We start from the raw sequence: 21,593 nt of genomic DNA on the forward strand, positions 1-21,593 counted from the left end.
AGCCATCCAACGGCAGAGGACTGATTGCCACACCCCACCAACCCGGGCGTCCGGAACATCGTGTCCCGGACGATCAAGAGCTTATGGAGGGCTGAGCGACCGCTCTTCGCCCCGCAGGCCGCACGGGCTGCGGGGCGGCCTCGTGCCCGCGGTCAGCCGAACCACCGCGCGGCGACCTGCCGGAGCTCGTCCTGGTCGGGGCGTGCGTCGTCCGACGCCCACGCCACGTAGGAGTCGGGGCGGAGCAGCAGGGCGGTGACGTCGGTGTCCGCCTCGGCGCGGACGACCTCGACGCCGTCGGCGCGCAGGTCGCCGCTCCCCGTCAGGTCGATCAGCAGCGGCCGCGCCGTCCTGACCAGCTCCGCGAGCCGGACCGTGCCGGCCGACGTGCGCAGGTCGAGGTCGGGGGCGGGCAGGCCGGCCAGCGGGTGGGCGTCCTCGCCGACCGGGTAGCGGACGTCCGCGCCGGCGACCAGGTCGGCCACCACCCGCACGACACCCGGCTGGGCGAGCAGCTCGCCGAACAGCCGGCGCAGCCCGGTCACGTCCTCGCCCGGTGACAGCAGGGCGGACTGCGCCTGCGAGTAGGTGATGGTCCGGTCGGCGACCGGACGGCGCTCGGCCTCGTAGGTGTCGAGGACGTCGGCGGCGCCGTTGACCACCGCGGCGAGCTTCCAGCCCAGGTTCACCGCGTCCTGGAGGCCGACGTTGAGGCCGGTGCCGCCGGCGGCGAACACGTGGGCGGCGTCGCCGACCAGGAACACCCGACCGTCGCGGTACCGCTCGGCGACCCTGGTGTTGCCGCCGTTGAGCCTGCGCAGCACGTGCGGGCCGGCGCCGGGTGGCGGGCCGAGCGGCACGTCGACGCCCAGCACGCGGGCGACGCTGGCGCGCATCTCGTCCAAGCTCATCGGAGCGGTCGCTGCCGGCTCGTCCCACTCCGTGGTGGCGACGAGCGGTGGGCGGCCGGGCAGCGGCGCGTAGGAGAAGCCGCCGCGGGCGGTCCGGACGGGCAGGAACGGCAGGACGGGGCCGTGGCCGGGCACGTCCAGCGCGCCGGTCGCGGGGTCGAGCCGGTCCGGCGGCACGGTCACGTGCGCGGTGCGGGTGGTGGACCGGTCGTAGGTGACGCCCGGGAAACCGATGCCGGCGGCCTTGCGGACCGGGCTGTGCGCGCTGTCGGCGCCGACGACGTACCGGGTGCGCAGCTCGTAGGGCCCGTCCGGGCCGTCGACGGTGAGCGTGACGCCGTCGGCGTCCTGAACGAGCCCGGTGAACTCGTGGCCGCGGCGGAGCTCGACGCCCAGCTCGGTCGCGCGTTCTTCGAGGACCCGGACGGTGGCCGCCTCGGGCACCGGGAGGTTGTAGATCGGGCTGTCGGCGAGGAGGCCGAGGTCGAGCGGCATCGCGGCGAACATGAAGTAGCTGCCGTTGGGCGCCGGCGGGCCGGGCTGCCCGCTGAGCCGCTCGAACAGGCCGCGGCGGTCGACCAGGCGGACGACCTGGCCGACCAGGCCGTTCGACCGGGGTTCCGCGGCGGGTTCGAGGAGGCGTTCCAGCACGACCGGCCGGACGCCTCCCAGGGCGAGCTCGCACGCGAGCATGAGCCCGTTCGGTCCACCGCCGACGATGACCACGTCCATGGCGTCACTCCTCTGCTTCGGGTGTTTTCGGGCATGCCGGGGGAGCCCGTCGGGCGGGCGTCGGTCTGCGGGGCGGACGGCGCGGTCAGCGCGGGGCGGGCAACCCGGCGCGGATCTGGTCGAAGACCTCGCGCAGCAGTGGTGCGATCGACCCGGTGGGGTTCCGGGTCCACCGGGTGAGCGCGGCGCCCAGACCCGCGCTGACCACGGCGGCCACGATCCCCGGGTACAGGTCGCCGGGGTCGGTGCCGGTGCGGTCGGCGATGGCGGCGGTCAGCTCGTCCTGCGCGGCGGTGTGGGCGCGGAACACCTCGTACTGGACGGCCGGCTCGGCGAGCAGCTCCTGGAGCGCGTCGGCGTAACCGGAGGGCGTCGGGGCGCTGCCCGGCGGTGGCTCGAACTGCGAGACGACGGCGTCGACGAGCGCGTCCCAGAGCGGTTCGTCGGCCGGGCGGTCGCGGAGGGCCTCGGCGATGCGCCGGCCGCGCTCGACGTGGGTGGCGACGATCGCCTCGGCCTTGTTGGCGAAGTAGTTGCGGAAGGTCCGCTCGGACACGTTCGCCGCGGCGGCGATGTCCTCCACCGAGACGTTGTCCCACCCGCGTTCCAGGGTGAGCCGGATGGCGGCCTGGCTCAACGCGAACCGCGTCTCCCGCTTCTTGCGCTCACGCAGCCCTTCCGTCGCCATGCGGATCAGCCTAGCTAAACTTTCCGAATCTGCAAACTTGCCGATCCGGAAAGTTTTGTCGGTGAGGCTCGGGTCTCACGAACCGTCGGGTCGCATCGCCGAGCGGGCGAGGCGGGCGAGGCCGGCGCGCATCCGCCGTTCGCCGAGTTCGGGCAGGAGCGAGGCCACGTGTTCCGCGGCCAGTGCGGCGAGCAGGGCGTGGGCGGTGTGGTCGGGGTCGGGTGTGGTGTCGAGCAGGATCGCCGCGTGGCGGTGCCAGAACCGGTAGGCCCCGATCCGGTACCGGGCGCCGGGCACCGCGGTCTCCGACATCCGGACCAGGGCCAGGTGTTCCAGCAGGTAGTCGAGGTAGGCGTCGATGAACGCGACGAGGCGTTCGACGGGCGGCGCGCCGGGGCCGAGCGGCGGTGGTCCGTGCAGGATCGCCTCTTGGAGCACGCGTTCCCGGGTGTCCAGCAGGGCGGCGGCCAGTCCGGACTTGTCGCCGAAGCGGCGGAACAGGGTGCCCTTGCCGACGCCGGCGGCGGTCGCCACCTGGTCCATGGACACCGCTTCGACGCCGTGCTCGGCGAAGAGCCGGGCGGCGGCCTCCAGGACGGCGACGCGGTTGCGCGCCGCGTCCGTTCGCTCCTTGGGTGGCGGGGTGCGCAGCAGTTCCAGGGGGATTGCAGAACCGGACTGCGGTCCGCTATCGTCGTGAGGCACAAGCGGACTATAGTCCGATTCTCTTCCGGAAGGCAGTGGGATGACCGCACTCATCACCCGCGACGAGCTGAAGGCAGCGATCGACGCGGGCACCGTGACCGTCCTCGACGCGCTGGGCGGCGACTACTACGCCAAGCAGCACCTGCCCGGCGCGCTCGCGCTGGTCCTGGCCGACGTCGACACCCTGGCGCCGGCCCTGCTCCCCGACCGCGACGCCGCGATCGTCACCTACTGCTCGAACCCGGCGTGCCCCAACAGCGGGCAGGTCGCCGACCGGCTGACCGCGCTCGGCTACACCGACGTCCGCAAGTACCGCGAGGGCATCGAGGACTGGACGGAGGCCGGCCTGCCCACCGAATCCGCCTGAGGGTCCACGCGGACGAGGACTCCGGGGGCCGTGGTCCGGCCGCGGCCCCCGGACGGGTCAGTGGCTCGGGGTGAGCTCGCCGGCGTCCGGCGCGACGTCGGCGCCGTGGGACCAGAGCCGGGCGTAGTGGCCGTTGGCCTCGAGCAGCTCGGCGTGGGTGCCCTGCTCCACGATCCGGCCCTCGGACAGGACCACGATCCGGTCGGCGCGGGCGGCGGTGGCCAAGCGGTGGGCGACGACGAACGTGGTCCGGGCCCCGGCCAGGTGGTCGCTGGCTTCCAGGACCGCGGACTCCGTGGCGGGGTCGAGGGCGGCGGTGGCCTCGTCCAGCAGCAGGATCGTCGGCTGGACCAGCTCGGCGCGCGCCAGCGCGACCAGTTGGCGCTGGCCGGCGGACAGGCCCTGGCCGCGCTCGCCCACCTGCTGGTGGAACGCGTTGGGCAGGGCGGCCACCACGGGCATGGCGCCGACGGCCCGGACCGCCGCCTCGATCTCGGCCCTGGTCGCGTCGGGCTTGCCGTAGGCGACGTTCTCCGCGATGTCGCCGCCGAACAGGTGCGCCTCCTGCGGGACGATGCCCAGCCGTTGGCGCAGCGCCGCCAGGTCGTAGGAGCGCAGGTCCACGCCGTCGACCAGCACCGCGCCCTCGGTGGCGTCGTAGAACCTCGCCACCAGCTTGACCAGGGTCGACTTGCCCGCACCGGTCGCGCCTACGAAGGCGACGGTCTCGCCCGGCGAGACGTGCAGCGAGATGTCCTCCACCGCGGGACGGGTGGTGCCCTGGTAGGCGAACGTGACGTTGCGCAGCTCCACCTCGCCGCGCAGGTGGGGCACCGGCACGGGGTCGTCGGCCGGCGGGACGGTGGTCGGGGTGCGCAGCAGGTCGCCGATGCGGCTCAGGCCCACCCTGGCCTGCTGGTAGCCGTCGAACACGCCCGAGAGCTGGTACAGCGGCGAGAAGAACAGGCCCAGGTACAGCACGAACGCCAGGAGCACGCCGGGGGACAGGGTGCCCTCCGCCACGCGGTACGAGCCGACCACGAGGATCCCCGCCTGCGCGACGCCGGAGAGCAGCGACAGGAACGGGAAGTAGGTGGCGATGTACCGCTGCGCCCGGATGCGGGAGCGGCGGTAGGCGTCGCTGCGCTCGGCGAACGCCTCGGCCGACCGCGCCTCCCGCGTGTACGCCTGCGACACGCGCAGCCCCGAGACGTTCTCCTGGAGGTCGGCGTTGACCGCGCTGACGCGTTCGCGCGCCTCCGCGTAGGCCGCCGACGAGAGGCGCTGGAAGACCACCGTCGCGATCAGCAGGATCGGCAGCACGCTCAGCGCCACCAGCGCCAGGCCCGGATCGGTGACGACCAGGGCCACCGCGATGCCGACGACGGTCAGCACGCTGATCACGAACGTGGTCAGGCCGGTCTGCAGGAAGCTGGACAGGGCGTCCACGTCGGTGGTCATCCGGGTCATGATCCGGCCGGCCATCTCGCGCTCGTAGTAGTCCAGCCCGAGTCGTTGCAGGTGGGCGTAGCTGCGCACGCGCAACAGGTACAGCAGGCGCTCGCCGAGCCGGGAGGTCACGACGGTGCCCGCCGCCGCCGACACCCAGCCCAGCACGACCAGCGTGAAGCTGATCGCGGCGGCGGTCCAGAGCCAGCCGACCTGGCCGCCGACGACGCCCTTGTCGATGCCCAGGCGCACCAGGTTCGGCGAGGCGACGGCCAGCGCGGTGTCGATCAGGAGGAGACCGCCCACGCCCAGCATCGTCCAGCGGACGGGCCGCAGCAGGGTGCGCAGGCGGAAGCCCGGGTCGGGGGCGCGCGGGTCCTCGCCGTTCAGGGTCGGCACGTCGTCGGCGGGCGGCAGGGAGTGGACGCGGGCCATCAGCTCCGGGGTGGGCGGGGTGCCGCCCAGCAGCGCCGACGTGCCACCGCCGCCCCGGGAGACCTTGGCCGCGCCGACGGCCCGGTTCGCCGCGCGCACGGCCAGGTCGTCGTCGTCGCTCTCGGGCCAGAGGTCCGGGGTCGTGCCGTCCGGGCCCGGTTCCAGCCTGGCGTCGGCACGGGGGTCGACGTGCTCGATCGCCTCGCCCGGTCCGGCGAGGAGCTCGCGGTAGAGGCGGCAGCGCTCCCGCAGCTCGGCGTCGGTGCCGACGTCGACCACCCGGCCCGCGTCCAGCACGGCGATGCGGTCGGCCAGCGCGAGCGACGACCGCCGGTGCGCGATCAGGAGCGTCGTGCGCTCGGCGGTCACGGCGGCCAGCGTGCGGTGGATCGCCGCCTCGGTGGCGTTGTCCACGGCCGAGGTCGCGTCGTCCAGGACCAGGACGCGCGGGTCGGAGAGCAGGGCGCGGGCCAGGGCGACGCGCTGGCGCTGACCGCCGGAGAGGGTCAGGCCGCGCTCGCCGACCACGGTGTCGTAGCCGTCCGGCAGGGCTTGGACGAACTCGTGCGCCTCGGCCGCCCGCGCCGCCGCCTCCACCTGCTCGTCGGAGGCGTCCGGCAGGCCGTAGGCGATGTTCGCGCGGACGGTGTCGGAGAAGAGGAACGCCTCCTCGAACACCGTGCCCACGGTCCGGCGCAGGGAGGCCAGCCGCAGGTCCCGGACGTCCACCCCGCCCACCGACACCGCGCCCTCGTGCACGTCGTAGAACCGGGGCAGCAGGAGCGAGACGGTCGACTTGCCGGAGCCCGCGGTGCCGACGACCGCGAGGGTCTCGCCCGGTTCCACGCGCAGGGACACGCCCGAGAGCACCGGTTCGCTGCGCGTGTAGCCGAACGTCACGTCCCGCAGCTCGACGGCCACCGGACCGGCGGGCACGTCGCGGTCGCCGTCCACGACCGTCGGCTGCGAGTCGACCAGCTCGTACACGCGCTCCACGCCGGCCCGCGCCAGCTGCGCCGTCACCATCAGGCTCGCCAGCAGGCGGGTCGGGCCGACGAGGGTGGCCACGTAGGTCGCGAACGCCAGGAACGTGCCGAGGGTGACCTCCCCGCGCAGCGCCATCCAGCCGCCGAGCGCCAGGACCGCCACCTGGCCGAGGTAGGGCAGGGCGTTCAGCGTCGCGGACGGGCGGGCGGTCAGGCGGGCCGCGCGCATCCGCTCGGCGAACAGGAGCTTGGCGCGGGACTCCAGCCGGGAGACCTCGCGGGCCTCCTGGCCGAACCCCTTCACCACGCGCACGCCGGTGACGGTCTCCTCCACGTGCTGCGCCACGTCGGCCGCGCGCTGCTGGGCCGACCAGGTGGCCGGGAAGAGCGTCAGCCTGCTGCGCGCCGCGACCACCCCGACGGCGGGGGTGATCACCAGCGCGATCACGGTCAGCAGCGGCGACAGCCAGAACATCGCCACGATCGCCGCGACCGCGAACACGACCGTGCCGAACGCCAGCGGCGTCATCGACAGCAGGCTGTTGACCAGCTGGAGGTCGGTGATCGAGCGGGACACCACCTGGCCCGTGCGCAACGCGTCCTGCTTGGGCCCGTCCAACCGCTGCACCGCGCCGAACACGGCCTGCCGCAGGTCGTGCTGCACGTCGACGGCCAGCCTGCCGCCGAGGAACCGGCGCACGAACGCGGTGCCGAAGGTCAGCAGCTCCAAGCCGACCAGGACGATCGCGAGCCAGGTCAGGCGGTCCGTGCGGCCGGCCATCGCGTCGTCGACGGCGACCTTGATCAACAATGGACCGACGGCCTGCAACCCGACGCCGACGACGGCGGCGAGCACCGAGAGCACCACGAGGGCGCGGTGCTGCCAGCACGCCTTGGCGAGCCTGCGGATCCAGCCGTCGGGAGAAGTCACGACGTCCAACATAGGTCGGACCACCGACGGTGTCGGCCCCCCTGGAGGTGACGAAGGCCGCCCCGAACCTTCGGGGCGGCCTCCGTCAGCCGATCAAGAACACGCGATCAGGTGATGTCCTTGCGCTGAGTGGCCGCCCAGCCGCCGAGGAAGAACAACGCCGTCCAGACGAGGAAGACCAGGCCGCTCAACCACCAGTCGAACGCGCCCAGCGCGCCCGCGATCGCCCGCAGGAACTCGACCATGTCCTCCGGCACGACGCCGGCGTTCGACAGGAACAGCGACGACGCCACCGAGCCGGTCATGCCGTTCACCGCGCCGTTGGGCAGGAAGCCGATGATCTCCGGCAGGCCCTGCGACGCCAGCACGAGCTGGATGCCGTTCTCCACGATCAGCATGTAGAGCAGCAGCACCACGGTGGTGCCGACGACGCTGGTCATCAGCGCGCCGACGCCGACGCCGAACATGGTCATCAGGATCGACGACAGCACGCCGACACCGGCCAGCGCGAGCCAGCCGCCGGCGTCGGGCAACGAGCCCGAGTTCGAGGTCAGCGCGATGCCGATGCTCACCGACGCGACGATGGCGATGCCGAAGATCGCGCCCCACAGGATGTAGACGATCATCTTCGCGGCCAGCGCGGAGACCCGGTTGGGCGAGGTCAGGAACGTCGTGGTGATCGTCTTGCGGTTGATCTCGTTCGCGATCGCCAGGCCGCCGAAGATCATCGGGAAGATCGTCGCCACGTTGATGCTGCGGGCGATCCCGAACACCGACATCTGCCACTGCGACGGGTCCACGTTGAGCAGCGCGGTGAGCTCCGCCGCCTCGTCGTTGTTCATGATGTCCGAGACGGTCTTGAAGATGGCCCCGGTGCCGAGCGCCCAGCCGAACGCGAGCAGCACGGTCGGGATCATCAGGCCCCACCACAGGCCCGTGGTGGTCGTCTTGCGGAACTCCGACTTGATCAGGTTGCCCATCACGCACCGCCCCCGAGGCCGCCCTGACCGTGTTGCTGTCCGTACGGGTTGTCCTGCGGCGGCGGCTGGGACCCCGGTGGTGGCGCCTCGTAGCCCTGCGGGGGCTGTTGGTACTGCTGCTGGTACTGCTGCTCGTAGCCGGGCGGCTGCTGGTACGGCTGCTGGTAGCCCGGCGGCGGCTGCTGGTAGCCCTGCGGCGGTGTCTGGTACGGCTGCTGGTAGCCGGCCGGTAGCTGCTGCTGGTAGCCGCCGGGTTGGGCGTACTGGCCCGGCGCCGCGTACTGGCCGTTGGTGAGCTGGAAGAACAGCCGCTCCAGGTCGACCTTCTCCTCCTGGATGCCGTAGACCGACACACCCGCCTTCAACGCGGTGTCGGCGACCTGCCTGGCCTCCACGCCGGTCACCGCGATGCGGCCGTCCGGCAGCTGCTCGATCGCGCTGATCCCGTCCTCGCGCAACGCCGCGACCAGCGCGCCGGTGTCCGACGGCTGCACGAGCACGCGGCCCTGCTGCTGGTCGCGCAGCTGGTCGAGCGAGCCGTAGTACATGGTCTGACCGCGGCTGATGACGACCACCTGGTCGACGGTCTGCTCGACCTCCGCCAGCAGGTGGCTGGAGATCAGCACGGTCCGCCCGCTGCGCGCGTAGGACTGCAGGAACGTCCGCAGCCACGCGATGCCCTCCGGGTCGAGCCCGTTGGCCGGCTCGTCGAGCACCAGGATCTGCGGGTCGCCGAGCAGCGCGGTGGCCAGGGCCAGCCGCTGCTTCATGCCCAGCGAGAACCCGCCCGCCTTGCGGTCGCCGGCCGCGCCGAGGCCCACCAGCTGGAGCACCTGGTCGGCGCGCGAGTCCGGCACGCCGATCGCGGCGGCGTAGACCCGCAGGTGGTTGCGCGCCGTGCGCTTGGGGTGGAAGCCCTGCGCCTCCAGCACCGCGCCGACCACCCGCGCCGGGTTGCCGAGCTGGGCGAACGGCCTGCCGTTGATCAGTCCGGTGCCCGCGGTCGGGGTCACCAGGCCGAGCAGCATGCGCAGCGTCGTCGTCTTGCCGGCCCCGTTGGGACCGAGGAAGCCGGTCACCGAACCGGGTTCCACCGTGAAGCTGAGATTCTGCACCGCTGCGACCGGACCGAACTGCTTGGTCAAGTTCTGCACCACGATGCGGCCACTGCCGTCGTGCACGCGTCCCTCCCGAGTACTCCTACCGGGCGTCATCCTGCCCTAGGAGGGTCACTCTGGGAGGGCATGCCGCGGTTTCGACGCGACCCTGGGTATCTCGGCCGTCGTCTCGACCTCCTTCGAATGTCGCAGCGTGCGCAGCGGACGGCGGCGTTCGCGGTGCGGCAGGCCGTCGCCGATGAGGTGCTGGTGGGCCATCGTCCACACCTGGCACGGCCACTTCTTGTGCCGCAGGATGCCGGGGCACGCGCCGCAGCGGCCGTCCGGATCCGGTTGGTGCACGGTCAGCAGCAGCCGCCAGCCGTCGGCCAGGCGGTGGATCTCGGACCGCGCGAGCGGCACGAGGGCGTCCGCCTCGCCGGTCTCGGCGGCCTCGTCCAGCAGCGCCAGCCGGCGCATCACGGCGGCCCGCAGCGCTTCGTCCACGGCCGTCACATCCTGTCGGCGACTTGGTCGAGCAGGCGGTGCAGCCTGCGCGTCTGCGTGACGGACATCACGGCGGACTCGCCGGGCGGCGCGACCAGCAGAACTCGGTCGTCCTCGACGAGCACGGTCATCGACCGGTCCCGCCCGAACGGGTCGTGGCAGTCGATCCAGCCCTCGGGTTCAGCCATCTGCGCTCCGATCGGAGGTGGCGCGGCAGAGCGCCGCGCGAGCGGACGACCCCGCCGGGTAGCCGCGGGGTTCCCGCCCTGTGCATCGGTCGCGGGGCCGTCGTGACTTACCCGTTATCACCCAAGTTCACTCGATTGCTTGAGTTTGGGCACAGCGCGTCGCCACCGCCGGGTGGGAATCTCGGCCGGATCGGTGGGGTCACTGGGCAGCGACCCCCGTTCCCGGCTAAGATTGGCGACGCGGCCCGCTCCCAGTGACCCCCAGGCTGGTTGAGCGGGCCGTCTTTCTTTCGCCGAAGGGCCCCGCTCACAGCACGTGAGCGGGGCCCTTCGCGGTGGGTCCTCAGAAGTCGAGCGGCGTGTGGGTCATCCCGTGCGCCTGCGCGACCGGCAGGTTGGTCAGCAGGCCCTCGTGCGCGTTCAGGCCGAGCGCCAGCGACGCGTCCGCCCGCAGCGCCGCCTCCCAGCCCTGGTCGGCCAGCGCGACGGCGTACGGCAGCGTCACGTTGGTCAGCGCGTAGGTCGACGTCCGCGGCACGGCGCCGGGCATGTTCGCCACGCAGTAGAAGACGGTGTCGTGCACCTGGTAGGTCGGGTCGGCGTGCGTGGTCGGGCGCGAGTCGGCGAAGCAGCCGCCCTGGTCGATCGCGATGTCCACCAGGACGGAGCCGGGCTTCATGTCGGCGACCAGCTCGTTGCTCACCAGCTTCGGCGCCTTCGCGCCGGGCACCAGCACCGCGCCGATGACCAGGTCGGCCTCGCGGACGGCCTGCTCGACGGAGTACCGGTTGGACGTCACGGTGCGCAGGCGGCCTTGGTAGAGGGCGTCGATGTGGCGCAGCCGGTCCACGTTGGTGTCCAGGATCTGCACGTCCGCGCCCATGCCGACGGCGATCGCCGCCGCGTTCAGGCCCGCCACGCCGCCGCCGATCACGACCACCCGCGCCGGGTGCACGCCGGGCACGCCGCCGGGCAGCACGCCGCGCCCGCCGGACGGCTTCATCAGCGAGAACGCGCCCACCTGCGGCGCGAGCCTGCCCGCCACCTCGGACATCGGCGCCAGCAGCGGCAGCGCGCCGTTCGCGGTCTGCACGGTCTCGTAGGCGACGGCGGTGGTGCCCGAGTCCAGCAGCGCCTGCGTCAGCGGCCGGTCGGCGGCCAGGTGCAGGTACGTGAACAGGACCTGGCCCTTGCGCAGCCGCGGGTACTCCTCGGCGATCGGCTCCTTCACCTTGAGCACCAGGTCGCCCTCGGCCCACACGTCGTCCGCGCCCGCCAGCACCTTCGCGCCCGCGGCCAGGTACTCCTCGTCGGTGATGGCCGAACCGAGGCCCGCGCCGGCCTCGACCACCACGTCGTGGCCGCGCTGCGTCAGCTCGTGCGCGCCCGCCGGGGTCAGCGCGACGCGGTACTCGTGGTTCTTGATCTCGCGGGGGACGGCGATCCGCACGGTGGGCTCCTTCGGCCGTTGTTACACCAAAGGTCCGGTAACGGGTATTCGGTGTCATCGTGCGGCCGGCACCAACGCACCCCTGCGCCACTGTGCTGATCGAACAAGCCCGGCGGTGCGTTGACACCCGTCGGGCCCGGCACCTAGCGTGCGGGCCAACCAACTGAACATCGGCCGCGGCGCGCCAGGAGCGCCGGAACCCGCGCGGGAGAGACCTCGGTGAACGTGCCGGGGCGCCGAAGGAGCAAGCACCCCGCACACTCTCAGGCAGCGAGAACCGCTCGGGTGAGGCGACTCTGGAAAGCGCGCAAGTCCGCGCACCCACGGTGCAAGCCGCCGCTCCGGCGTCGGTGAAGCTCTCAGGTCCCAGGACAGAGTGGGGCTCTGGTGGACCTTGCCGTGAGGGAGCGCTGTCGTGACTTTTCCGGACAACCTGCTGTACACGCCCGAGCACGAGTGGGTGGACTGGGCGCCGGGTACCCAGGAGCCCGTGGCGGTCGGCATCACGTCGTACGCGGCGGAGTCGTTGGGTGACATCGTGTTCGTGGAGCTGCCCGAGGTCGGCACCGTGGTGAAGTCGGGCGAGGTGTGCGGCGAGCTGGAGTCGACCAAGTCGGTCAGCGACCTGTACGCGCCGATCAGCGGCGAGGTGGTCGAGGTCAACCGGGCCGCGGTCGACGACCCGTCGTTGATCAACAACGACCCGTACGGGGCCGGGTGGCTGTTCAAGGTGGCCGTGACGGACGCGTCCGGGTTGCTGACCGCGGCGAAGTACGCGGAACTGACCGGGGACTGACGTCATGGCGATCAGCGTGTTCGACCTGTTCTCCGTGGGCATCGGACCGTCGAGCTCGCACACGGTGGGCCCGATGCGCGCGGCGATGATGTTCGCGCAACGGCTGCGGCCCTCGTTGGCCTCGGTCGACCGGGTGCACGTGGAGCTGTTCGGGTCGCTCGGCGCGACCGGGCACGGGCACGGCAGCCCGAAGGCGGTGGTGCTGGGCCTGGAGGGCAGCCGGCCGGAGGAGGTCGACCCGGAGGAGGCCGAGCGGCGGCTGGCGGAGATCCGGGCGACCGGGCGGCTGCGGCTGGCCGGGGTGCGGGAGATCGCGTTCACCGAGGACGCCGACCTGGTGATGCACCGGCGGAAGTCGTTGCCGCTGCACCCCAACGGCATGAGCTTCACCGCCCACTCGGGTGACGTCGTGGTCGACTCGGCGGTGTACTACTCCGTCGGCGGCGGGTTCGTGGTGGACGACACGGCCACCGGGGCGGACCGGATCAAGCCCGACGAGACGCCGGTCGCGCACCCGTTCCGGACCGGTGACGAGCTGCTGGCGCGGTGCCGGGAGACCGGGCTGTCGATCAGCGAGGTGATGTTGGCCAACGAGCGGTCGTGGCGCGACGAGGAGTCGGTGCGCTCGGGGCTGCTGCGCATCTGGGACGTGATGCAGGAGTGCGTCGAGCGCGGCTGCACGCGGACCGGGGTGCTGCCCGGCGGCTTGAAGGTGCGGCGGCGGGCGGCCGAGATGCGGCAGCGGATGGCCGCCGAGCACTACGCCACGGACCCGTTGCGGGTGATGGACTGGGTGACCCTGTTCGCGCTGGCGGTGAACGAGGAGAACGCCGCGGGTGGCCGCGTGGTGACCGCGCCGACCAACGGCGCGGCCGGCATCGTGCCCGCGGTGCTGCACTACTACACCCGCTTCGTGCCGGGCGCGTCCGACGACGGCGTGGTGCGGTTCCTGCTGACGGCGGGTGCGGTCGGCGTGCTGTTCAAGGAGAACGCGTCGATCTCCGGAGCCGAGGTCGGGTGCCAGGGCGAGGTCGGCTCGGCGTGCTCGATGGCGGCCGGCGGGCTGGCCGAGGTGCTGGGTGGCACGCCGGAGCAGGTGGAGAACGCGGCCGAGATCGCCATGGAGCACAACCTGGGGCTGACGTGCGACCCGATCGGGGGACTGGTGCAGATCCCGTGCATCGAGCGCAACGCGTTGGCGTCGATCAAGGCGATCACGGCGGCGCGGATGGCGTTGCGCGGCGACGGCTCCCACTTCGTGTCGCTGGACAAGGTCATCAAGACCATGCGTGAGACGGGCAAGGACATGAAGGTCAAGTACAAGGAGACCGCGCGCGGCGGCCTGGCCGTGAACGTCATCGAGTGCTGATAACCGGCCGCTGACCAGGGCGGATGGCTTCCATCGCTGCTCGATGGTTCTCGCCACTGCCTGACGTCCCACGGCCTGGAGACGGCCTGATCTTGAGCCGCACCTGACGGGCTCCACCTCGTAACGCGGGGTGGAGCCCGTTCGCGCGTCTTTGGCCTGAACCTCGATGCCGCACAACACTTCTCGACCACGCGATCGTCCCGACTGCTGCGGCTGCCAGCTGTCGCGCCCTCAGGTCGGCGCGCCTTGATCGCGCACAGCAGAATTCAGCAGCGGCTACGGGAGGAGGTTCACGCCGTCGTGAGCGCGAGTGTGCAATTCGGACCGAGGCCGGGGCTGCCCTTGCGGAGGGCGGGCCCGGCCTCGGTCACCCCGACCAGCCCGGCATGGTCAGCTCGTCGTCGTGGACCGCCCACGCGGGCGGGCCTTCGGGTGCGGCGAGGACGTCGACGCCGTACGGGAGGTAGTCGTTCGTCGTGTGCCGGGCGGTGAAGCCGGCGGCGGTCAGGATGGTGATGACGGCGTCGGCCATGGCCTGCGACACGGCTCCCTGCTGGTGCAGGGCCGGGTGGTCCAGGTGCTTGTGGCGCAGGGCGTCGACCGCCACCCGGCTGAGCCGGGGGCTGGGCCGCCAGTCCGCGTGCACCACGCCGTCGTCCGGCTCCCACATGGTCACCCGGACCGTGACGCCGCACTGCAGGTCCGGCGCCAGCCCTTCGTGCGACAGGGGCAGGCCGGCGGCGGCCAGTTCGTCGCGCGCCTGCCGGGCCAGGCGCTCCAACTCCGCCCGCGCGGTCAAGGCAGCACCGACTCGATGGCCTTGACGACCGCCTCGTCCTCCGGCTCGGTCCGCGGCCGGAACCGGGCGACGACTTCGCCGGACGGGGCGAGCAGGAACTTCTCGAAGTTCCACTGCACGTCGCCGGCCGCGCCGTCGAGGTCCGCGAACGACGTCAGCTCGGCGTACAGCGGGTGCCGGGACGGGCCGTTCACCTCGACCTTCTCGAACAGCGGGAACGTCACGCCGTACGTGGTGGAGCAGAACGTGGCGATCTCCTCCGCCGTGCCCGGCTCCTGCCCGGCGAACTGGTTGCACGGGAACCCGACCACGGAGAACCCCTGCCCCGCGAACCGCTCCTGCAACCGCTCCAAGCCCTGGTACTGCGGCGTCAGCCCGCACTTCGAGGCGACGTTCACCACCAGCAAGGCCTTGCCCTCCAACGCGCCCAGGCTCGACGGCTCACCGGACAGCGTGCGCAGCGGGATGTCGTGGATGCTCATGGCTGCGAGGCTACGTGCCGCTCGACGAGCGCCCGCAGGGCCGTCATCTCCGCCGCCAGCGCGGCCCGCCCCGCCGCCGTCACGCCGACCCACGTCCGCGGCCGCTTGCCGTCGTACCCCTTCTCCACGGCCACCAGCCCGGCCTCCTCCAGCACGGCGATGTGCCGCGACAGGTTGCCCGCCGTCAGCTCCAAAGTGGACCGCAGGTAGCCGAACTCGACCCGCTTCGCCTCCGCCGCCACGGTGAGGATGCCCAGCCGGTGCCTCTGGTGCACCACGTCGTCCAGCGACGCGGTGGGGTGCTCAGCCACGCCGCAAGCCCACCACACCGCCCACGAGGAGCACCAACCCGGGCAGCACGACCACGCTGCCCAACGACCACGTGCCGGGGTCGACCGCGGCCGGCGGCGTGAAGCCGGCCGACACGCACAGCGCGACCAGGTACCCCGCCGTGATGGTGGTGAACCGGGTGCTGCGCTCCACCGCCGCCAGCACCACCAGGCCGAGGCCGATCGCGATGAACTGCCCGATCGGGCCCTGGTCGTACTGGAGCACCGCCGTGCCGAGCACCGCCGCGGCCGCCGTCGGCACCAGCGGCGCGCGGCGGCGCCACAGCACGGTGGCCACGGCCAGCACGATCAGCCCGATCGCCGTGCCCGACCACGGCCCGGAGGCGCCGACGCGGTGACCCGGCAGGACGACCGCCAGCACCACGCCGACCACCGGCGCGCTCAACCCGATCGCCAACGCGCCGAGGTAGCCCGCCGTGGACGTCTCGATGCCCACCCTCGCGCCGCGCCTGCGGTACCACCACGCCGTGGCGAGCCCGCCCACCACCAGCACGACCAGCCAGTACAGGCCGAGCAGCGTCGGGTGCCGCACCTCGGGGTGCGCGCCGAGCACCGTCAACGGGCTCCACGCCGCCGCGGCCCCCGGTGACGGCGCGTACAGCGGCACGGCCAGGAACGACGCGACGCCGAAGAACAGCAGCGGGAACGGGTAGGCGTGCCGGTCCTCCCGCGCCCGACGGCGCAGTTCGGCCAGGTCACCCAGCAGGTCTGCCACCCGGTCAGGTTTGCACCGCAAACCAACCGCGTCAACCGCGTGGCCGGAAGATCGTCACCACCACCCGCAGCCCGAGCAGCACGCTGATGACCAGCAGGTTGTAGCCGAACACCTGGAACAGCGAGAGGTCCGGCCCGACGTGCGGCCCGCCGTCCGCGCCCAGCAGCAGCACGGCCATCACGCCCGCCGTCGCGCCCAGCACGGTCAGCATCACCTGGTGCAGCAGCGAGACGATGAACTGCCGATCGCGCTCGTCGGCGAACAGCCGCATGCTCAGCCCCAGCCGACCCTGCTCCAACGCGCTGGAGATCCGGTCCGCCCGTCGCGGCAGGCGCCGCAGCATGGGCATCAGCGCGTGCAGCTCCTCGGTCACCGTGCGCTTCAGCGACTCCGGCGTGAGGTGCGCGCTGAACTGCTTGTCCGCGAACGACCGCGACTCGACCACGATGTTGAACCCCGGCGACAGCGCGGCCAGCGTGCCCTCCACCGTGGCCAGCGCCCGGAACACCGCCGCGATCTCCGGCGGGATGCTCAGCCCGTACCGGTAGACCAGCTTGAACAGGTCGCCGAACATCTCCACGTCCGGCCGCATCCCGGTGCTGAGGTGCCGTGCCATGAACTGCCCGAGCGCGCGCTCCAGCTGCTGCTCGTCGATCTCGTCCGGCCGGGCCACCAGCTCCAGCAGCGCGTCGCGCAGGCCGGCCGGGTCGCCGTGGTCGATGGCCAGCAGCAGCTTGCCCAGCGCCGCGCGCAGCTGCGCGTCGATCCGGCCGACGGAGCCGAAGTCCAGCATGCCGAGCCGGCCGTCACCCAGCAGCATGATGTTGCCGGGGTGCGGGTCGGCGTGGAAGACGCCGTTGAGCATCACCTGGCGCAGCAGCGCGTCCAGCAGCGTGCGGGCCAGCGCGTCCCGGTCCACCGACTCCAGGGACGCCGACCGCACGGGCGCACCGTCCAGCCGCTGCATGACCAGCACGCGTGCCGTGCAGAGGTCCTCGTGCACGGCGGGCAGCACCACGCCGGTGCCGTCGGACGCCGCCCGGACGGCCGCCAGGTTGCGCGCCTCGACCCGGAAGTCCAGCTCCTCGCGCAACGCGGCGGAGAACCCGGCGGCCAGGTCGCGCACGCCGATCGCCTTGCCCCACCGGGTCTTGTCGTGCAACGTCGACGCGAGCCGGTTCACGATGTCCAGGTCGCCCTCGGCGACCCGCCGCACGCCCGGCCGCTGCACCTTCACCACCACGTCCTCGCCGGACTTCAGCCGCGCCCGGTGCACCTGCGCGACCGACGCGGCGGCGATCGGCCGCTCGTCGAACTCGGCGAACACCTCCTCCGGCGGCAGGCCCAGCTCGGCCACCAGCACCTCGCGCACCGCCGGCCACGGCGCGGCGGGCACCTTGTCCTGCAACAGCGCCAGCTCGTCGACCACGTCCGGCGGCAGCAGGTCCGGCCGCGTGGACAGCACCTGGCCGAGCTTGACGAACGTGACGCCGCCCTCCTCCAGCGCCAGCCGCAGCGACCGGGCCAGCCGGGTGTCGGTGCGCTCCCGGCCGCGCAGGTACGGCCCCAGGCCGTGGCGGAACGCGATCGCGGTGATCCGGGAGTAGCGGCGGGTGCGCGAGACCCGCCCGCGCAGCGCGCGCCACCACTCGGTCGGCGGCGGGATCGAGCCGGTCGGCACGACGATCTCGGCGAACGTGAGCAGCGCGATCATCATCAGCAGCGCGACGCCGATCTGCACGGTCGCCAGCGCGGGCGTGGTCTCCGGGCCCGGCATCGCGTTCAGCGCCGCCTCGCTCGCCGACAGGCCGACCATGCACGCGAGCGTCGTGCGGATGAGCCCGACGTGGAGCCCGAGGATGCGGCGCGCGGCCAGGGCCATGCCGAGCACCAAGGACAGGAACGTCACCGGAACGGCGATCGTGTACAGCAGGAAATCACCCATACGTCTTCCCCCAAGCGGTTCGCGCGGAGGATAGAACGGTCTGCCTGAGACGGTGCGCACCCAGAACCAGAGATCCGATCACTCGGATGGCTCAAGGAGGTGTTCACCCGGTAATGGTCTGGGCAGAGGGGTGCGGCGACCTCGTTTCACGAATGTGAAGAAGGTTGACGATCAGGTCCTCGGGTCCCTACGGTCGCCTGAGAGGTCCGAGGACCTTCGCAGGACCCCGTGGAGGGGCCACGACTTCGGCGGCGGTGTCGCGGGCCCTCCACGGGTTGCGCCCCTGCCGGGTCAGAAGTCGAACACCGGACCGGTCTGCGCGCGCATCACGCACGGGTTCGGGAACTCCGCCTCGAACGACCGCGTCTCGCCGCGCCACGTGCCGGACGCCGTGACGCGCACCGGGTCGTGCTCCAGCGTGCACAGGCCCTGGTCGGTCGACAGGCCGTCGATCTGTCCGTCCACACCGGACAAGGCGAGGCACGCCTCGTCCGCCCTGGGGTGCAGGCCGCCGGCGGGTTCGCAGGTCAGGTTCGACAACAGGAGCGATTCGCCGCGCTGCACGCTGAGCACGAAACTCGACTCCGGGTTGGTGAACGAGGGGATGAGCGCGGCGATCGCCGCGAACAGCGGGAGTGGTGCCATGCTCCACAGGGTGGCGGCCGATTACGGCTCAACTCCAGGCATCTCACCGGATCGTGTGGTTTCCGGCAAGATCGAACCGGTTCGGCGGGCCGGGGTTGCGGTACCCGTCGGTAGCGGCGGGTGTGTGACGTGGCTCACGGTCGAGGTGGGTCGCGCGCCCGTGCGGGCCAGGGTGGGTGGATGGCTTCCGAAGTGCGCCGGGTGGCGTTCGCCAGCTCCGCCGGGAACGCGGTCGAGCTGTACGACTTCCTGCTCTACGGCACCGCGTCCGCGCTGGTGTTCGACAAGCTGTTCTTCCCCTCCTTCGACCCCAGGATCGGCACGCTGCTGGCGTTCGCCACGTTCGGCGCGGGTTTCCTGGCCCGGCCGCTGGGCGGGGTGGTGATCGGTCACTTCGGCGACCGCATCGGGCGGCGGTCGATGCTGGTGCTGACGTTGACCGCGACCGGCTTGTGCACGGCGGCGATCGGGTTGCTGCCGACGTACTCCTCGATCGGGCTGGCCGCGCCGTTGCTGCTGGTCCTGCTGCGGGTGGTGCAGGGGTTCTTCCTGGGCGGCGAGCAGGGCGGCGCGACGTTGATGGCGGTCGAGCACGCGCCGGTCGGGCGCACGGGGTGGTACGGCAGCTGGACGTTCCTCGGATCGCCCGTCGGGTTGCTGCTGGCCAACGGCGCGATGGCGGCGTCGACCGCGGTGTCCGGCGACGCGTTCCTGAGCTGGGGCTGGCGGTTGCCGTTCCTGGCGAGCCTGGTGCTGGTCGGTGTCGGGCTGTACGTGCGGTTGTCGGTCGAGGAGAGCCCGGTGTTCCGCGAGGCGCGGGAGAAGGCGGGCGCGGTGCGGCTGCCGGTGGCCGTGGTGCTGCGCGAGTCGTGGCGGAAGGTGCTCCTCGGCGCGGGGGTGAACCTCGGGTTCAACATGTTCATCTTCGTGGTGGCGACGTTCGCGGTGTCGTACGGGACGCGTCAGCTGGGGATGGCGCGGGGGACGCTGTTGACCGCCGGGCTGATCGGCGCGTTCGCGCAGGCGTTGGCGATCCTGGTGTTCGCGCGGCTGTCCGACCGGGTGGGTCGGTTGCCCGTGATGCTCGGTGGGGCGGCGTTCCTGGGCGTGTTCGCGTTCCCGTTGTTCTGGCTGTTGGAGACGCGGTCGCCGGGGCTGGTGGTGCTGGCGATGGTGGTGGCGTTCGCCGGTTCGGCGGCGGTGTTCGGGCCGATGCCCGCCTACTACGCCGAGCTGTTCGGCACGCGGGTGCGGTACAGCGGGGTGTCGTTGAGCTACCAGCTGGGCGCCGTGCTGGGTGGTGGCCTGTCGCCCGTGATCGCGACGTGGCTCCTGGGCGTGACCCCGACCCACGACTCGTGGCCGATCTCCCTGTACCTGATCGTGGGGGCCCTGATCAGCGCCCTCTCCCTGCTCGCCATCGGCGAGACCCTCCGCCGCACCGCCTCCTGACCCGAGCGTGCCCTGCGTTCGGAACGCGGGACGCGAACGCAGGACACGCGCGGGGGTCAGAGGGATTTCAGGGTGCGGAGGGTGGTGGAGAGGTCCGGAGCGGGGGAGGTGGGGGGATTGGTGGTGTGCCAGGCGATGACGCCGTCGGGGCGGATCAGGGCGGCGCCCGCGGGGCCGATGCGGTAGCGCGTGGCCAGGGTGTCGGTGTGGTCGGTGATGGTGGGGACGTGCAGGGACGGCACGGCGGTATCGCGCCACTCGGGGTTCAGCGTGACGAGGGTCCAGGTGGTGAACAGGTCCAGAGTGGACACCTGGCGGCCGTGGTGGGTCACCACGACGTGCGGTGCGCGGAAGCCGGGGCGGGCGGACGGGGTGGCCGGGTCCTCCACCGGCGCCGGGTCGGTGTCCTCGATCAGCACGGCGTTCGAACGGCAGCGGTAGCCCAGGGTCAGGTGCAGGTGGTCGACCTCCGCCGGCACGTCCGGGCCCGCCAGGTGCGGCGCGAACCGCTGCACGTAGTTCGCGTACGACCCGTCCACCACCAGCTTCGCGTACGGCCGCCGTTCGGCCTCGTAGCTGTCCAGCAGCCCTTCACCGGCCTCGCCGTCGAGCACCTCCGCCAGCTTCCACGCGATGTCGTACCCGTCGCCGATCGCCGTGTTGCCGCCGAGCCCGCCGGTCGGCGGCGTCACCTTCGCCGCGTCACCGACCAGGAACACCCGCCCGACCCGGAACCGGTCGCTCAGCCACGCCGCCATCTCCCACGCCGTGACCTCGAGGATCTCCGGCTCCAGGTCGGGCGCGTCCGTGGCGATCCGCAGCAGCTCGACGCACCGCCGCACGGGGTAGTCCGCCGCCGACTCGCGCGCCGGGTCGTACTCGATCGTGAACACGTTGCGCCGCGCGGTGTTCGTGCCGACGAACGCACCGGTGAACGCCGGGTTCCGCAGGTAGTACAACGTCAACTTGTCGGCCGCGATGTGCGAGGTCAGGTCCGCGTCGAACACCACGCCGACGTGGCTCGACAGCTCACCGGGGCCCTGCCGCCCGATGCCCGCCGCCGAGCGCACCACCCCGCGGTGCCCGTCGGCCCCGATCACGTAGTCCGCCCGGACGGTGTACTCGCCCCCGGCCGAGCGGACCCGCGCCGACACCCCGTCGTCGTCCTGCGCCAACGACACCAGCTCGGTCTCGAACAGCACCTCGGCGCCCAGTTCGCGCGCCCGCCGCAACAACACCGGCTCCACGTGGTCCTGGCTCGCCATGCCGGAGCGCTCGGGGCTGAGCGGGGTCTCCCACGTGTCGTCCTCGTGCACGATCGTGTGAAACACCCGCCCGCGCAGGCTCTCCGCGACCTTGATCACGAGCCCGCCGTCGAGCCCCGCGCCACCCGCCAGCACCTCGTCCGCGACGCCGGCCCGCCGCAGCACCTCCATCGTGCGGTGGGTCTGCCCCGTCGCCTTCGGGTGCGGCGACGTGCCCCGGTGCTTCGAGATCCCCAGCACCGAAACGCCCCGCTGCGCCAGGAACAACGCCGCGGTCAACCCGCTGAGCCCCGCGCCGACCACCAGCACCTGCACACGCCTGTCGTCTCTCATGACAAAGAATCTTAGT

At 72.3% G+C, this 21,593-nt stretch carries 20 protein-coding genes and 1 riboswitch; of the genes, 4 read left to right on the forward strand and 16 right to left on the reverse strand.

The genetic code is table 11. The features are described 5' to 3' along the window. Window positions 1–152 precede the first annotated feature (152 nt). The 3 genes from AB0I91_RS31635 to AB0I91_RS31645 form a co-directional block, all read right to left on the reverse strand. Window positions 153–1,643, reverse strand: a complete 1,491-nt coding sequence (locus AB0I91_RS31635; RefSeq protein ID WP_499640238.1) for an FAD-dependent monooxygenase — start codon at window positions 1,641–1,643, stop codon at window positions 153–155. 85 nt (window positions 1,644–1,728) lie between these two features. Then, the gene (locus AB0I91_RS31640; protein ID WP_499640240.1) at window positions 1,729–2,331 is read right to left on the reverse strand and encodes a TetR/AcrR family transcriptional regulator; all 603 of its coding nucleotides are present in this window, start codon (window positions 2,329–2,331) and stop codon (window positions 1,729–1,731) included. Window positions 2,332–2,406: 75 nt separating this feature from the next. Continuing rightward, window positions 2,407–2,991: a TetR/AcrR family transcriptional regulator gene (locus tag AB0I91_RS31645; RefSeq protein WP_498784490.1), complete on the reverse strand. Its 585-nt coding sequence runs from the start codon at window positions 2,989–2,991 to the stop codon at window positions 2,407–2,409. 85 nt (window positions 2,992–3,076) lie between these two features. Between AB0I91_RS31645 and AB0I91_RS31650 the strand changes: the two genes are divergently transcribed. Then, the gene (locus tag AB0I91_RS31650) at window positions 3,077–3,403 is read left to right on the forward strand and encodes a rhodanese-like domain-containing protein (RefSeq protein WP_498784480.1); all 327 of its coding nucleotides are present in this window, start codon (window positions 3,077–3,079) and stop codon (window positions 3,401–3,403) included. Window positions 3,404–3,460: 57 nt separating this feature from the next. Here the strand turns inward: AB0I91_RS31650 and AB0I91_RS31655 are convergent, their stop codons facing one another. The 6 genes from AB0I91_RS31655 to ald form a co-directional block, all read right to left on the reverse strand. Further along, on the reverse strand, window positions 3,461–7,216 hold the full coding sequence (locus AB0I91_RS31655) for an ABC transporter ATP-binding protein (protein ID WP_499640242.1): 3,756 nt from the start codon (window positions 7,214–7,216) through the stop codon (window positions 3,461–3,463). Window positions 7,217–7,311: 95 nt separating this feature from the next. Further along, complete coding sequence (locus AB0I91_RS31660; RefSeq protein WP_498784476.1) at window positions 7,312–8,184, reverse strand: ABC-2 transporter permease; 873 nt, start codon at window positions 8,182–8,184, stop codon at window positions 7,312–7,314. After that, window positions 8,184–9,365 (reverse strand): ABC transporter ATP-binding protein, encoded by a 1,182-nt coding sequence (locus tag AB0I91_RS31665; protein ID WP_499640244.1) that lies wholly within the window; start codon window positions 9,363–9,365, stop codon window positions 8,184–8,186. Before AB0I91_RS31665 ends, AB0I91_RS31660 begins: the two co-directional genes overlap by 1 nt. A gap of 48 nt (window positions 9,366–9,413) precedes the next feature. Beyond that, window positions 9,414–9,788 (reverse strand): hypothetical protein, encoded by a 375-nt coding sequence (locus AB0I91_RS31670; RefSeq protein WP_498784472.1) that lies wholly within the window; start codon window positions 9,786–9,788, stop codon window positions 9,414–9,416. 5 nt (window positions 9,789–9,793) lie between these two features. Further along, on the reverse strand, window positions 9,794–9,976 hold the full coding sequence (locus AB0I91_RS31675) for a hypothetical protein (protein WP_123745591.1): 183 nt from the start codon (window positions 9,974–9,976) through the stop codon (window positions 9,794–9,796). Between the two features lie 343 nt (window positions 9,977–10,319). After that, window positions 10,320–11,426 carry an alanine dehydrogenase gene (gene ald, locus AB0I91_RS31680; RefSeq protein WP_498784470.1) on the reverse strand — a complete coding sequence of 369 codons (1,107 nt, stop codon included), beginning with the start codon at window positions 11,424–11,426 and terminating at the stop codon, window positions 10,320–10,322. A 195-nt stretch (window positions 11,427–11,621) separates the two neighbouring features. Then, window positions 11,622–11,716: riboswitch (glycine riboswitch) on the forward strand. Window positions 11,717–11,841: 125 nt separating this feature from the next. On the opposite strand from ald, the gene gcvH reads away from it, so the two are divergent. Continuing rightward, complete coding sequence (gcvH, locus tag AB0I91_RS31685) at window positions 11,842–12,222, forward strand: glycine cleavage system protein GcvH (protein WP_499640246.1); 381 nt, start codon at window positions 11,842–11,844, stop codon at window positions 12,220–12,222. A gap of 4 nt (window positions 12,223–12,226) precedes the next feature. Continuing rightward, on the forward strand, window positions 12,227–13,591 hold the full coding sequence (locus AB0I91_RS31690) for an L-serine ammonia-lyase (RefSeq protein WP_498784466.1): 1,365 nt from the start codon (window positions 12,227–12,229) through the stop codon (window positions 13,589–13,591). A 367-nt stretch (window positions 13,592–13,958) separates the two neighbouring features. Here AB0I91_RS31690 and AB0I91_RS31695 read toward each other — a convergent pair whose 3' ends face one another. The 6 genes from AB0I91_RS31695 to AB0I91_RS31720 all read right to left on the reverse strand — a co-directional run bounded on the left by AB0I91_RS31695 (window position 13,959) and on the right by AB0I91_RS31720 (window position 18,527). Further along, complete coding sequence (locus tag AB0I91_RS31695) at window positions 13,959–14,390, reverse strand: hypothetical protein (RefSeq protein WP_498784464.1); 432 nt, start codon at window positions 14,388–14,390, stop codon at window positions 13,959–13,961. Beyond that, on the reverse strand, window positions 14,387–14,872 hold the full coding sequence (locus AB0I91_RS31700) for a glutathione peroxidase (protein WP_498784462.1): 486 nt from the start codon (window positions 14,870–14,872) through the stop codon (window positions 14,387–14,389). Before AB0I91_RS31700 ends, AB0I91_RS31695 begins: the two co-directional genes overlap by 4 nt. Continuing rightward, window positions 14,869–15,183: a transcriptional regulator gene (locus AB0I91_RS31705; RefSeq protein ID WP_498784460.1), complete on the reverse strand. Its 315-nt coding sequence runs from the start codon at window positions 15,181–15,183 to the stop codon at window positions 14,869–14,871. The genes AB0I91_RS31700 and AB0I91_RS31705 overlap by 4 nt, the downstream gene beginning before the upstream one ends. Further along, window positions 15,176–15,937, reverse strand: a complete 762-nt coding sequence (locus AB0I91_RS31710; RefSeq protein WP_499640250.1) for a hypothetical protein — start codon at window positions 15,935–15,937, stop codon at window positions 15,176–15,178. Before AB0I91_RS31710 ends, AB0I91_RS31705 begins: the two co-directional genes overlap by 8 nt. A gap of 31 nt (window positions 15,938–15,968) precedes the next feature. After that, complete coding sequence (locus AB0I91_RS31715) at window positions 15,969–17,882, reverse strand: ABC1 kinase family protein (RefSeq protein WP_499640252.1); 1,914 nt, start codon at window positions 17,880–17,882, stop codon at window positions 15,969–15,971. A 291-nt stretch (window positions 17,883–18,173) separates the two neighbouring features. Then, window positions 18,174–18,527 (reverse strand): SSI family serine proteinase inhibitor, encoded by a 354-nt coding sequence (locus AB0I91_RS31720; protein ID WP_498784454.1) that lies wholly within the window; start codon window positions 18,525–18,527, stop codon window positions 18,174–18,176. 180 nt (window positions 18,528–18,707) lie between these two features. On the opposite strand from AB0I91_RS31720, the gene AB0I91_RS31725 reads away from it, so the two are divergent. Further along, window positions 18,708–19,979 (forward strand): MFS transporter, encoded by a 1,272-nt coding sequence (locus AB0I91_RS31725; RefSeq protein WP_498784452.1) that lies wholly within the window; start codon window positions 18,708–18,710, stop codon window positions 19,977–19,979. A gap of 56 nt (window positions 19,980–20,035) precedes the next feature. On the opposite strand, the gene rdmE is transcribed toward AB0I91_RS31725, so the two are convergent. Next, window positions 20,036–21,577, reverse strand: a complete 1,542-nt coding sequence (gene rdmE / locus AB0I91_RS31730; RefSeq protein ID WP_499640254.1) for an aklavinone 12-hydroxylase RdmE — start codon at window positions 21,575–21,577, stop codon at window positions 20,036–20,038. Between the last annotated feature and the right edge of the window lie 16 nt (window positions 21,578–21,593).

Source organism: Actinosynnema sp. NPDC049800 (genome assembly GCF_040656635.1).
GTDB lineage: Bacteria > Actinomycetota > Actinomycetes > Mycobacteriales > Pseudonocardiaceae > Actinosynnema.